Raw genomic sequence first — 12821 nt, 5'->3', positions numbered from 1 at the left:
TCCGAGGGCTCCGGGGCCGGGAGGACGCGGCCCGAGGGGGAGTCAGACTCCGGGGGACTCGGTACCGCCCGCGGTGCCGAGGGCGGTGGGTTCGCTGGTCAGGGGGGCCGCGTCGGTCAGGGGCGGCTCGCTGGTGAGGGGCGCGGCGTCGGCGAGCGGGGGTTCGCTGGTCAGCGGTCCCGGGATCAGGACCGGTATGCGTTTGGAGTGGTGGGGGGCGGTCGTGGGGTGGTGGGGGGTGGTCACGGACATGGGGGCTCCCGTTTGTCTCGAAAGGTGGGACGAGGGGACAACGAGTGAGCCCTACCCAGCGCACCCCGTTTTACCGGCCGAAGTTGGCGCAGGGGTGCCACCTCGCCGAAAGGCCGCCGGGCAAAGCAGACACATCGACCAGCTGCATTGACACCTCCGGCGGGCGGGTGGTGGGCTCGTAACCCCCTCGTGACAAAGGAGTCCCCCCGTGCACCTCGGGCGCAGGAAGCGGACCGCGTCGGCCGTGGCCGCCGCGGTGATCGGTGGCCTCCTCGGCGGGGTCGTCCCGGGCGTCGCCCAGGCCGCACCGGTCTCTCCGGTGACCACCCCGGACGAGCAGCGGGCCGTGCCCTCCGTGTGGCCGCGCCCGCAGGTCCTCACCGCGGCCGGCTCCCCGGTGCCGCTCGGCGACGAGGTGACACTCCTCACGGACTCCGACGCCGATCCGTACGCCGTCGCCGCACTGCGCGAGGTGCTGCGGGCGGCGGGGGTACGGACGGTCCACACGTCCCTGCCGGGTGCCGGCACCGTCGTGCGTGCGGCCGGGCCGGGCGGCTCGGGTGCCTCCGGCACGCAGGAGGCCCTGCGGGCGCTGCGTGTGCCGGAGCGGGGCGATCTGCCGCGCGGCGGCTACCGGCTGGCGACCGGCCGGTTCGAGGGCCGGGACACGGTGGCCCTGGACGGGGTCGGCGAGGACGGTCTCTTCCACGCCGTCCAGACGCTGCGTCAGCTCACCGGCGTCGGAGACCGGGTGCCCGGTGTCCGGGTCCGCGACTGGCCCGGCACCGCCGTGCGCGGCCTGACCGAGGGGTTCTACGGCCACCCCTGGAGCCAGGACCAGCGCCTGGCCCAGCTCGACTTCATGGGCCGCACCAAGCAGAACCGGTACCTCTACGCGCCCGGTGACGACCCGTACCGCCAGACGCAGTGGCGCGACCCCTACCCGGCCGACCAGCGCGCCGGGTTCCGCGCGCTCGCCGAACGGGCGCGCGCGAACCATGTGACGCTGGCCTGGGCCGTGGCGCCCGCCCAGTCGATGTGCCTGGCGTCGGACGACGACGTGACGGCGCTCACCCGCAAGATCGACGCGATGTGGGCGCTGGGGGTGCGCTCCTTCCAGCTCCAGTTCCAGGACGTCAGCTACACCGAGTGGCACTGCTCGAAGGACGCGGACACCTTCGGCCGGGGGCCCGAGGCCGCGGCCACCGCCCACGCGCGCGTGGCGAGCGCGGTCGCCCGGCACCTGGCCGAGCGGCACCCGGACGCGGAACCGCTGACCCTGATGCCGACGGAGTACTACCAGGACGGCGCGACGGAGTACCGCACGGCGCTCGCGGCACGGCTCGACGAGCGGGTGCAGGTGGCCTGGACGGGGGTCGGCGTCGTCCCCCGCACGATCACCGGACGCGAACTGGCCGGCGCCCGCGACGCGCTGCGCCGCCCGCTGGTCACCCTGGACAACTACCCGGTCAACGACTACGCCGAGGACCGGCTCTTCCTCGGCCCCTCCACGGGCCGCGAGCCGGCGGTGGCGGCCGGTTCGGCCGCGTTCCTCGCCAACGCCATGGAGCAGGCCGCGGTCTCCCGCATCCCGCTGTTCACCTCGGCGGACTACGCCTGGAACCCGAAGGGGTACCGGCCGCAGGAGTCCTGGCGGGCCGCCGTCGACGAGCTGGCGGGGCCGGACCCCGCGGCGCGCGAGGCGCTGCGGGCGCTGGCCGGCAATGACGCCTCCTCGATCCTCGACCCGGCGGGCGAGTCGGCCTATCTGAAGCCGCTGACGACCGCGTTCTGGAACAGCCGCACGGCGTCGGACCGGGCGGCGCGGGAGAGGGCGGCGCGCGAGCTGCGGGCCGCGTTCACCGTGATGCGGGAGGCGCCCCGGCGGTTGGCGGCGACGGCGGACGGCACCCTGGACGACGAGGTGCGGCCCTGGCTGGAGCAGCTGTCGCGGTACGGCCTCGCGGGTGAGACGGCGGTCGACATGCTGCTCGCCCAGGCACGCGGCGACGGCACGACGGCCTGGCAGGCGCAGCTGCGTCTTGAGACGCAGCGCGAGGCGCTGAGGGCGAGCGAGGTGACGGTCGGCAAGGGCGTCCTCGATGCCTTCCTCACGCGCGCGGTGGCCGAGTCGGCGGCCTGGACCGGCGCCGACCGGGCCCGTGACCGACGGCAGGCGGTGGACCGGGCGGAGGGCGCGTACACGCTTCGGCTGGAGCGTTCGCGTCCGGTGGAGACGGTGACCGTGATGACGGAGCCGGGCTCGGGCGACGGTGCGCGCGTGGAGGCGTACGTCCCGGGAGAGGGGTGGCGTGACCTCGGCCCGCTGTCGGCCTCCGGCTGGACGCAGACGGACGTGAAGGGGCTGCGCGCGGACGCCGTCCGCGTCGTGGGGAACGGTTCGGCTCCCGAGGTGCGGTCCCTGGTGCCGTGGTTCGCGGACGAGCCGCGCGCCGAGCTGGAGCTGGCCCGGGGCGAGACGGACGCCGAGATCGGCGGGCCGGTGCGGCGGGTGGACGTCCGGCTGACGGGCCGGCGCGCCGGCGAGGTGCGCGGGCCGCTGACGGCGCGGGCTCCGAAGGGCATCACCGTGACGCTGCCGAAGGAGGCCCTGGTGCCCCGCGGCACGCGGACGACGGTGCCGCTGGAGATCTCGGTCGCGCCGGACGTACCGGCCGGCTCCTACCAGGTGCCGGTCTCCTTCGCGGGCGAGGAGCGGGTCCTGACGGTCCGCGCCTTCCCGCGCACGGCGGGTCCGGACCTGGCGCGCTCGGCGACGGCCTCCTCGTCGGGCGACGAGACCGCCGACTTCCCGGCCTCCTCGGCCGTGGACGGCGACCCCACCACCCGCTGGTCCTCACCGGCCGAGGACGGCGCCTGGTGGCAGCTGGAGCTTCCGCGACCGGCCCGGATAGGGCAGGTGGTCCTCCACTGGCAGGACGCGTACGCCTCCCGCTACCGCATCCAGGTCTCCGCCGACGGCCGTACCTGGCGCACCGCGGCGACCGTCGCCGACGGCCGCGGCGGCCGCGAGTCGGTCCGCATGGACGCGGCGGACACCCGCTTCCTCCGGGTGCAGGGCGACACGCGGGCGACGGAGTACGGGTACTCGCTCTGGTCGGTGGAGACGTACGCCGTCGCCCCGCCGCTCAAGCCCGAGAAGCCCGAGAAGCCCCAGAGACACGAGGAGCCCCAGAAGCACGAGGAGCCCGAAGAGTCCGGGCGGCCGAAGGGGTAGGGGCGCCTCCAGGAGACGCCCCCGTACGACGAAGGCCCGGATCAGCTCGCCTTCACGGCCCCCGTGGGGGCCGTGGAGACGGCGTCGATCCGGGCCATCACATCGTCCGCGCCGTACGGCTGCAGGTACGGCAGCCAGCGCGGGTCCCGATGACCGGTGCCGATGATCCGCCAGGCCAGGCCACTGGGCGGCGCGGGTTGGTGACGCAGCCGCCAGCCCAGTTCCCGCAGGTGCCGGTCGGCCTTGACGTGGTTGCAGCGGCGGCAGGCCGCCACGACGTTCTCCCAGGCGTGCGTACCCCCGCGGCTGCGCGGAATGACGTGGTCGACGCTGGTTGCGACGCCACCGCAGTACATGCAGCGTCCGCCGTCGCGGGCGAAGAGCGCTCTGCGGGTCAGAGGAACGGGCCCCCGGTAGGGGACCCGTACGAACCGCTTCAGCCGGACCACGCTGGGCGCGGCGATGACGCGGGTCTCACTGTGCAGGAAGGCGCCGGACTCCTCGAGGCAGAGGGCCTTGTTCTCGAGGACGAGGACGAGCGCGCGGCGGAGCGGTACGACGCCGAGGGGCTCGTACGACGCGTTGAGGACCAGGACATGCGGCACGGATGCCTCCTAATACGCCGGCGGCGCGTGGCTCGCGCCGGGACGAACTGCTCTCAGTCTCTCCTCATGCCAGGTCGAAGCGCCACCACGTACCGGTAACGGGCTCGAAGTGTTCTCGACCACACGGAAACCGTCTCCTGGTACTTCCCCGGGTGAAGTCGGTCTCTCCCTCGAACAGGACAACGGGAGTACATCCGATGCCCCGTTAGTGTGGATGGTCCGCGTACGCCACGCCCGGAGGTTTCCCACGTGTCCTGGTCCGCCTTGCCGACCGCCGACGATCCGCAGCCCGTCCCCGTCACCCTGGACGAGGCCGCGGAGAAGGCGACGAACGCCGCGGGCTGGGTGGAGGAGAACTGGTCCACCTGGCTGAACACCGGTCTGCGCATCCTCCTCATCCTGGTCGTCGCGCTGCTGCTGCGGATGGCGATCCGGCGCGCGCTGACGAAGCTGATAGAGCGGATGAACCGCTCCGCGCAGGCGGTGGAGGGCACGGCGCTGGGCGGTCTGCTGGTCAACGCCGAACGGCGGCGCCAGCGCTCCGAGGCTATCGGTTCGGTGCTGCGTTCGGTCGCGTCCTTCGTGATCCTGGGCACGGCCGGGCTGATGATCCTGGGCGCCTTCAAGATCGACCTGGCGCCGCTGCTCGCCTCGGCCGGTGTCGCGGGTGTGGCGATCGGCTTCGGCGCCCGGAATCTGGTCACCGACTTCCTCTCCGGCGTGTTCATGATCCTGGAGGACCAGTACGGCGTCGGCGACTCGGTCGACGCCGGGGTGGCCTCGGGCGAGGTCATCGAGGTCGGTCTGCGGGTGACGAAGCTGCGGGGCGACAACGGTGAGATCTGGTACGTCCGCAACGGCGAGATCAAGCGGATCGGCAACCTCAGCCAGGGCTGGGCGACGGCGGCGGTGGACGTCACGGTCCGGCCGACCGAGGACCTGGACCGGATCAACGAGATCATCACCGGGGTCTCGGAGGAGATCTCCAAGGTCGAGCCCTGGAACGAGCGCCTGTGGGGCCCGGTGGAGATCCTCGGTCTGAACGAGGTCCTGCTGGACTCCATGACGATCCGGGTCTCGGCCAAGACGATGCCGGGCAAGAGCCTGGGCGTCGAGCGGGAGCTGCGCTGGCGGATCAAGCGCGCCCTGGACGTGGCGGGCATCCGCATCGTCGGCGGCGTTCCGGCCCAGCCGGAGGAGTCCGCGGCGGACCCGACGGCCGGCATGGCGGCCCCCTCGGCCTTCGCCTCGGCGACCTCCCCGCAGTCGACGGCCGCGACCCCGATCCCGGCGTCGCAGCCGAACCTCTCGAAGTAGGGCTCCGTTCGTCCCCGACGCCCCCGCAGGTAACACTTTGGTTGCCTCCGGGGGCGTCCCGCGTCTTCGGGTATTGACGCCCCGGCGACGGCCGTCCTACGGTCCTCCCAACCGAATAGGAAACTTTCCTAACAGTGCAGCGGTCTCCCCACCGCACTGGAGGACGAAGGGCAGGTGCGTCTCTCATGGCCGGTACGACCCCGGGGACCCCCGGCACACCGCGCGTGCTGCGGGCCATGAACGACCGTGCCGCCCTCGACCTGCTGCTGGAGCACGGGACGCTCTCCCGCACCCGGATCGGCAAGCTCACCGGCCTGTCCAAGCCCACCGCCTCCCAGCTGCTCGCACGGCTCGAAGCGGCCGGACTCGTCGTCGCCACCGGGACCACCGCGGGACGGCCCGGCCCCAGCGCACAGCTGTACGCGGTCAACGCCCGGGCCGCCTTCGCCGCCGGGCTCGACGTGAACCCGCACCGCATCCGGGCCGCCGTCGCCGACATCACCGGCGAGGTCGTCGGCGAGTTCGAGCTCCCGACCCCGGGGCGCGCCGCGCAAGGCGTCGTACGGCAGGTCACCACCGCCCTCGACGGCGCCGTCAAGGACGCCGGCATCACCCCGGCCGACGTGCACCGGCTCGTCATCGGCACCCCCGGCGCCTTCGACCCCGCCACCGGGCGGCTCCGGTACGCCTCCCACCTGCCCGGCTGGCACTCCCCCACGCTCCTGCAGGAGCTGGCGGCGGTGCTCCCGATGCCGTTCGAGTACGAGAACGACGTCAACCTCGTCGCCGTCGCCGAGCAGCGTCTGGGCGCGGCCCGCGACCATGAGGACTTCGTGCTGCTGTGGAACGAGGAGGGCCTCGGCGCCGCCCTCGTCCTCGGCGGCCGGCTCCACCGCGGCTTCACCGGCGGCGCCGGCGAGGTCGGCTTCCTGCCCGTCCCCGGCACCCCGCTCGTGCGGCAGGTCACCAAGGCCAACTCCGGCGGCTTCCAGGAGCTCGCCGGCGTCCAGTCGGTGCCCCGGATCGCCCGGGCTCTCGGGATCGAGACCGCCGAGCAGCCCTACGTACCCACCGCCTCCGGACTGCTCGCGCACGCCGCCGCGCACCACGGCGAGGACCCGCGGTACGCGGCGCTCCTCGACCAGTACGCCGAGCGCCTGGCGACCGGTCTCGCCTCCCTCGTCGCCGTACTCGACCCCGAGCTCGTCGTCCTGTCCGGCGATGTGATCGTCGCCGGCGGGGAACCGCTGCGTGAGCGCGTCCAGTCCGAGCTGGCCGAACTCGCCGCCTCCCGGCCCCGGCTCGTCCTCGGGGCCGTCGCCGAGCACCCCGTGCTGCGCGGGGCCCTCGAAAGCGCCCTCGTCACCACCCGCGACGAAGTCTTCGACACCTCCAGGCACTCCATGTAACCCGCCGCCCCAGCAGCCCCCTTCACCCGTACTCCGTCCTCCGTACTCCGTCACAGGGAGACTCCGTCATGCCCGTACGTCCGCGCAGAGCCGCCGTCGCGCTCGCCGCCACCGCCTCGATAGCCCTCCTCGGCTCCGCCTGTACGGGCGCTCCGGCCGGCGGCGCGAGCGACGACCCGAACGCGAAGACCACGATCACGTTCTGGCACGGCTGGTCGGCGCCCGCCGAGGTCAAGGCGATCCAGGACAACGTCGCCCGCTTCGAGAAGTCCCACCCGAACATCAAGGTCAAGGTCGTCGGCGACATCAACGACGACAAGCTCGGCCAGGCGCTGCGCGCGGGCGGGTCCAACGGCCCGGACGTGGTCTCCTCGTTCACCACCTCCAACGTCGGCAAGTTCTGCTCCTCGGGCGCCCTCGCGGACCTCAAGCCCTTCATCGACAAGGACAAGCTGGACCTCGACAAGATCTTCCCGAAGGTCCTCCAGGAGTACACCCAGTTCGAGGGCAGACGCTGCGCCCTGCCGCTGCTCTCGGACGCGTACGGCCTCTACTACAACAAGGACGCCTTCGAGAAGGCCGGCATCAAGGAGGCGCCGAAGACCTGGTCCGAGTTCACCCAGGTCGCCAAGAAGCTCACCACGCCCAAGGGGGACTCCTACGAGCAGCTCGGCTTCATGCCGAACTACCTCGGCTACGAGACCGTCGTGGAGCACTACATGTCGCAGTGGGACCACACGTACTTCGACGAGAACGGCAAGTCGAACGTCGCCAAGGACCCGGCGTTCGCCGAGATGATGACGTACCAGAAGTCGCTCGTGGACGCCCTGGGCGGCTTCCGGAAACTCGACAAGTACCGCACCACCTTCGGTGACGAGTGGGGCGCCAAGCATCCCTTCCACACCGGCCAGGTCGCCATGCAGCTGGACGGCGAGTGGCGGCTGAACTTCGTCAAGAACGCCAAGGTCGGCTTCGAGGTCGGCGTCGCGCCGCTGCCGGTCGCCGACGACGAGATCGCCGAGTACGGCAAGGGCTACCTCTCCGGCACGATCATGGGCATCGCGCCGCAGAGCAAGAAGCAGAACGCGGCCTGGGAACTGATCAAGTACATGACCACGGACACCGACGCCGTGGTGAACTTCGCCAACGACATCGGCAACGTCCCCTCCACCCTGGAGGCGCTGAAGTCCCCGAACCTGAAGTTCGACGACCGTTTCAAGGTCTTCCTGGACATCGCCCAGCACGCCGAGTCCACCACCATGGCCGGCGCGGTGAACGGCCCCGCCTACCAGGAGACCCTCTCCAGGCTCGCCCAGCAGTACGAGAAGGGCCAGGTCACCGACCTGAAGAAGGGCCTCGCCGACACCGCGGCCCAGATCGACCGCGACATCGCCGCGGCGAAGTGACGGCCGGGACAACGCACCCATGAGCACGGACACCCTGCCCGCCAAGGAGGCGGCCGCCGTCCCGGCCGCCTCCCCGCGGGGGACACACACGCTGAAGTCCAAGCGCCGGCGGAACGCGCTGCGCGCCCTGGCCTTCATGTCGCCCTGGCTGATCGGCTTCGGCGTCTTCTTCGCCTATCCGCTGATCTCCACGCTGTACTTCTCGTTCATGCGGTACGACGGCCTCAACCCGCCGACCTGGCGGGGTGTGGAGAACTGGTCGTACGTCTTCTCCGACCTGCCGAAGTTCTGGCCGGCGATGCAGAACACCCTCTGGCTGGCCGTCGTCATGGTGGCCTGCCGCGTGGTCTTCGGCCTCGGCGTCGGCATGCTCATCACCAAGATCAAGACGGGTGCCGGAGTCTTCCGCACCCTCTTCTACCTGCCGTACCTGGCCCCGCCGGTGGCCGCCACGCTGGCCTTCGTCTTCCTCCTCAACCCGGGCACCGGGCCGGTGAACTCGCTCCTGGAGGCGGTGGGCATCCCCGCCCCCTCGTGGTTCAACGACGCCGACTGGGCCAAGCCGGCGCTGACCGTCCTGGCCGTGTGGGGCGTCGGGGACCTCATGGTCATCTTCATGGCCGCGCTCCTCGACGTACCGAAGGAGCAGTACGAGGCGGCCGAGCTGGACGGCGCGTCCCCGTGGCAGCGGTTCCGCTACATCACCCTGCCGAACATCGCGCCGATCGTGCTCTTCGCGGTCGTCACCGGGATCATCGGCGCGATGCAGTACTACACCCAGCCGATCGTGGCCTCCAAGGTCGCCTCGGGGGTGATGGGCGGCTCCGGTGTGACCTTCCAGCCCGGCTACCCGGACGACTCCACGCTCACCCTGCCGCAGCTCGTCTACAGCCTCGGCTTCAGCCAGTTCAACTACGGCGCGGCGTGCGTGGTGGCGCTCGTACTCTTCGCCCTCTCCATGGCCTTCACCGCGCTCCTCATGCGCCGGCGCGGCGGCCTGATCGGCTCGGGTGACTGATCCATGACGACCACAACCCTCCCCGACCGCCCCGCGACGGTGAGCCCCGCCGAGAAGCGGGCCCGCCGCACGGCGCTGCTGCACTGGATCGCCGTCCACTCGCTCGGCATCGCCGCGGCCCTGTTCTTCGTCCTCCCGTTCGTCTTCGTCTTCCTGACCTCCCTGATGAGCGACCAGCAGGCGCTGACCCGGGACCTGACGCCGAACACCTGGCACTGGGAGAACTACGCCACGGTCCTCGACACCCCCGGCTTCCTCACCTGGTGGAGGAACTCGCTGCTCTACGCGGGTCTGGGCACCGCGCTCGTGGTGGTGTCCTCGATCCCGGTGGCGTACGCCCTCGCCAAGTTCCGCTTCCGCGGCAAGCATCTGTCGCTGCTGCTCGTCATCTCGATGATGATGCTGCCGCCGCAGGTCGTCATCATCCCGATGTACCTGTTCTGGGCGAAGCAGCTGGACCTCTCCGGCACCCTGTGGCCGCTGATCGTCCCGATGGCGTTCGGCGACGCCTTCGCGATCTTCCTGCTGCGCCAGTTCCTGCTGACCATCCCCAACGAGTACATCGAGGCCGCGAGGATCGACGGCTGCGGGGAGCTGCGCACCCTCGTCAAGATCGTGCTCCCGATGGCGAAGCCCGGCATCGCCGCCGTGGCCCTTTTCCAGTTCTTCTACTGCTGGAACGACTACTTCGGGCCGCAGATCTACGCCTCCGAGAACCCCGGTGCCTGGACCCTGAGTTACGGCCTGGAGTCCTTCAAGGGCGCGCACCACACCGACTGGAATCTGACCATGGCCGCGACCGTCCTGGTCATGGCCCCTGTGATCGTCGTGTTCTTCTTCGCCCAGAAGGCGTTCGTCGAGGGAGTCACACTGACCGGAGTGAAGGGCTGATACGCCACATGAAGCTCGCTGTCGTGGGGGGCGGCTCCACCTACACCCCCGAACTGATCGACGGATTCGCGCGGTTGCGCGACACCCTGCCCATCACCGAACTCGTCCTCGTCGACCCGGCGCCCGACCGCCTGGAACTGGTCGGCGGGCTCGCCCGGCGCATCTTCGCCAAGCAGGGCCACGCGGGAACGATCGTCACCACCTCGGACGTCGACGCGGGCGTCGACGGCGCCGACGCCGTCCTGCTGCAGCTGCGGGTCGGCGGTCAGGCCGCACGCGAGCAGGACGAGACCTGGCCGCTGGAGTGCGGCTGCGTCGGGCAGGAGACGACCGGTGCCGGCGGCCTCGCCAAGGCGCTGCGGACCGTTCCGGTGGTCCTGGACATCGCCGAGCGGGTCCGGCGCACCAACCCGGACGCCTGGATCATCGACTTCACCAACCCGGTCGGCATCGTGACGCGCGCGCTGCTCCAGGCCGGCCACAAGGCCGTCGGCCTGTGCAACGTGGCCATCGGCTTCCAGCGGAAGTTCGCCGGGCTGCTCGGCGTGGCACCGGCCGACATCCACCTCGACCACGTCGGGCTCAACCACCTGACCTGGGAGACGGCCGTCCGCCTCGGCGGTCCCGAGGGCGAGAACGTGCTGCCCCGGCTGCTCGCCGAGCACGGTGACGCCATCGCCGGCGACCTGCGCATGGAGCGGCAGATCGTGGACCGGCTCGGCGTCGTCCCCTCGTACTACCTGCGCTACTTCTACGCGCACGACGAGGTCGTACGGGAGCTCGGCACCAAGCCCTCGCGCGCCGCCGAGGTCGCCGCCATGGAGAAGGAACTCCTGGAGATGTACGGGGACCCGGCGCTCGACGAGAAGCCCGCCCTGCTCGGCAAGCGGGGCGGCGCCTTCTACTCGGAGGCCGCCGTGGACCTGGCCGCGTCGCTGCTGGGATCCGGGGGATCCCCGTACCAGGTGGTGAACACGTACAACAACGGCACGCTGCCCTTCCTGGCGGACGACGCCGTCATCGAGGTGCAGGCCGCGGTGGGGGCCGGCGGTGCCACGCCGCTGGCCGTGGCGCCGGTCGACCCGCTGTACGCCGGACTGATCGCGAACGTGACGGCCTACGAGGACCTGGCCCTGGAGGCGGCGCTGCGCGGCGGCCGGGACCGGGTGTTCAAGGCGCTGCTCGCCCACCCGCTGGTCGGGCAGTACGCGTACGCCGAGGGGCTCACCGACCGGCTGATCGCGCACAACCGGGAGCACCTCGCGTGGGCCTGAACGGAAGGAGCCCGAACGAAGTCCTGCTGGCGATCGACGCCGGCAACAGCAAGACCGACGTCGCGGTCGTCGGCGTGGACGGCAGCGTCCTCGGCGCGGCGCGGGGCGGCGGGTTCCAGCCGCCGGTGGTCGGGGTCGAGGCGGCGCTCGACGGTCTCGCGGAGACCGTGGGGCGGGCGGCATCGGAAGCGGGGCTTCCGTTGGCGTTCGCCCATGTCTCCGCCTGCCTCGCCAACGCGGATCTCCCGGTGGAGGAGGCGGCGTTGACCTCCGCCCTGAAGGCGAGGGGCTGGAGCCCGTCGGTGCAGGTGTACAACGACACCTTCGCCATCCTGCGCGCCGGTCTCGACGAGCCGCGCGGCGTGGCCGTGGTGTGCGGGGCCGGGATCAACTGCGTCGGCATGCTGCCGGACGGGCGGACCGCCCGCTTCCCCGCCATCGGGAAGATCTCCGGCGACTGGGGCGGCGGCAGCGGACTCGCCGAGGAGGCCCTGTGGTTCGCGGCCCGCGCCGAGGACGGGCGGGGCGAGCCGACCGCGCTGGCGCGCACGCTGCCGGCGCACTTCGGTCTGGAGACGATGTACGCGCTGATCGAGGCGCTGCATCTGGGCCTGGTCCCCTTCGAGCGGCGGCACGAGCTGACGCCCGTGCTGTTCCGTACGAGCGCGGAGGGCGACGCCGTCGCCCGTTCGCTGGTGCACCGGCTCGCCGAGGAGGTCGTCGCCCTGTCCGCGGTGGCGCTCGGGCGGCTCGGGCTGCTCGACGAGGAGGCGCCGGTGATGCTCGGCGGCAGCGTGCTCGCCGCGCGCCATCCCCAACTGGACGATCACATCGCGCGGTTGCTGGCCGTGAAGGCGCCGAAGGCAGTGGTCGGCGTGGTCACCTCGCCACCGGTCCTCGGCGCGGCGCTGCTCGCCCTCGACGAGGTGGCGGCGGGGCCGGAGGCGGCGGCGCGGCTGCGGGAGCACTACGCCTGAGCCGACACCCGCACGCTCGCCGTTCAGGGGCGCCCCCTCACGAGGGGGCGCCCCTGAACGTCCCCGTGTTCCCGCCATCACCCGTTCGTGGTGGAACCGATTCCGGCCGGGCGGCGTATGGATAGTAGGGGGTTCGCCTGCGGGGACGGCGAGGGCATGGGGCACGATAGGTACAAGATCGAGTCAATCCTGGTGTGCGGGTGGGGCCCCTGAGGCCATACTGCTGGCCGGACAGTCGTCTTCCGGACCACCGGCAGGACGGGCCGGGTCATCGACCGAGGGGGAGGTCACGTGACATACCCGCCGAATGCGCCCGCGTCGGCGCAGGGCACCGCGCCCACGCGTCCGGGCGTCGGCGTGCCGCCGCAGCCGTCGATGGCGCCCGCACAGCCGTCGGTCGCGCCCGCCGCCGCACCGTCCGACGGGGGCGGCAC

The 12821-nt window shown here is 71.8% G+C and carries 10 protein-coding genes; 8 read left to right on the top strand and 2 right to left on the bottom strand.

The annotated features are described in order from the left end of the window. Positions 1-42 precede the first annotated feature (42 nt). Entirely contained in the window at positions 43-252 is a 210-nt protein-coding gene (locus tag J7E93_RS03485) for a hypothetical protein (protein WP_215065880.1), read from the bottom strand. Positions 253-460: 208 nt separating this feature from the next. On the opposite strand from J7E93_RS03485, the gene J7E93_RS03480 reads away from it, so the two are divergent. Continuing rightward, positions 461-3490, top strand: a complete 3030-nt coding sequence (locus J7E93_RS03480; RefSeq protein ID WP_215065736.1) for a beta-N-acetylglucosaminidase domain-containing protein — start codon at positions 461-463, stop codon at positions 3488-3490. Between the two features lie 41 nt (positions 3491-3531). Here J7E93_RS03480 and J7E93_RS03475 read toward each other — a convergent pair whose 3' ends face one another. After that, positions 3532-4095 (bottom strand): HNH endonuclease, encoded by a 564-nt coding sequence (locus J7E93_RS03475; RefSeq protein ID WP_215065735.1) that lies wholly within the window; start codon positions 4093-4095, stop codon positions 3532-3534. A gap of 249 nt (positions 4096-4344) precedes the next feature. On the opposite strand from J7E93_RS03475, the gene J7E93_RS03470 reads away from it, so the two are divergent. The 7 genes from J7E93_RS03470 (at position 4345) to J7E93_RS03440 (ending at position 12387) form a co-directional block, all read left to right on the top strand. Then, positions 4345-5412 carry a mechanosensitive ion channel family protein gene (locus J7E93_RS03470; RefSeq protein WP_215065734.1) on the top strand — a complete coding sequence of 356 codons (1068 nt, stop codon included), beginning with the start codon at positions 4345-4347 and terminating at the stop codon, positions 5410-5412. Between the two features lie 185 nt (positions 5413-5597). Beyond that, the gene (locus J7E93_RS03465) at positions 5598-6821 is read left to right on the top strand and encodes an ROK family transcriptional regulator (protein ID WP_215065733.1); all 1224 of its coding nucleotides are present in this window, start codon (positions 5598-5600) and stop codon (positions 6819-6821) included. Between the two features lie 68 nt (positions 6822-6889). Continuing rightward, complete coding sequence (locus J7E93_RS03460; protein ID WP_215065732.1) at positions 6890-8227, top strand: ABC transporter substrate-binding protein; 1338 nt, start codon at positions 6890-6892, stop codon at positions 8225-8227. A gap of 136 nt (positions 8228-8363) precedes the next feature. Beyond that, on the top strand, positions 8364-9245 hold the full coding sequence (locus tag J7E93_RS03455; protein WP_374105355.1) for a carbohydrate ABC transporter permease: 882 nt from the start codon (positions 8364-8366) through the stop codon (positions 9243-9245). A 3-nt stretch (positions 9246-9248) separates the two neighbouring features. Next, the gene (locus tag J7E93_RS03450) at positions 9249-10136 is read left to right on the top strand and encodes a carbohydrate ABC transporter permease (RefSeq protein WP_215065730.1); all 888 of its coding nucleotides are present in this window, start codon (positions 9249-9251) and stop codon (positions 10134-10136) included. Positions 10137-10144: 8 nt separating this feature from the next. Further along, positions 10145-11410 carry a 6-phospho-beta-glucosidase gene (locus tag J7E93_RS03445; protein WP_215065729.1) on the top strand — a complete coding sequence of 422 codons (1266 nt, stop codon included), beginning with the start codon at positions 10145-10147 and terminating at the stop codon, positions 11408-11410. Further along, a complete protein-coding gene (locus tag J7E93_RS03440; protein ID WP_308367680.1) occupies positions 11401-12387 on the top strand; it encodes a BadF/BadG/BcrA/BcrD ATPase family protein in 987 nt (328 codons plus the stop codon). Before J7E93_RS03445 ends, J7E93_RS03440 begins: the two co-directional genes overlap by 10 nt. Positions 12388-12821 lie beyond the last annotated feature (434 nt).

Origin of the sequence: Streptomyces sp. ISL-36, from assembly GCF_018614205.1 — a bacterium.
Taxonomy (GTDB): domain Bacteria; phylum Actinomycetota; class Actinomycetes; order Streptomycetales; family Streptomycetaceae; genus Streptomyces.
Note: the sequence above shows the minus strand (reverse complement) of the source record. Positions and strands in the feature narration are given on the sequence as shown.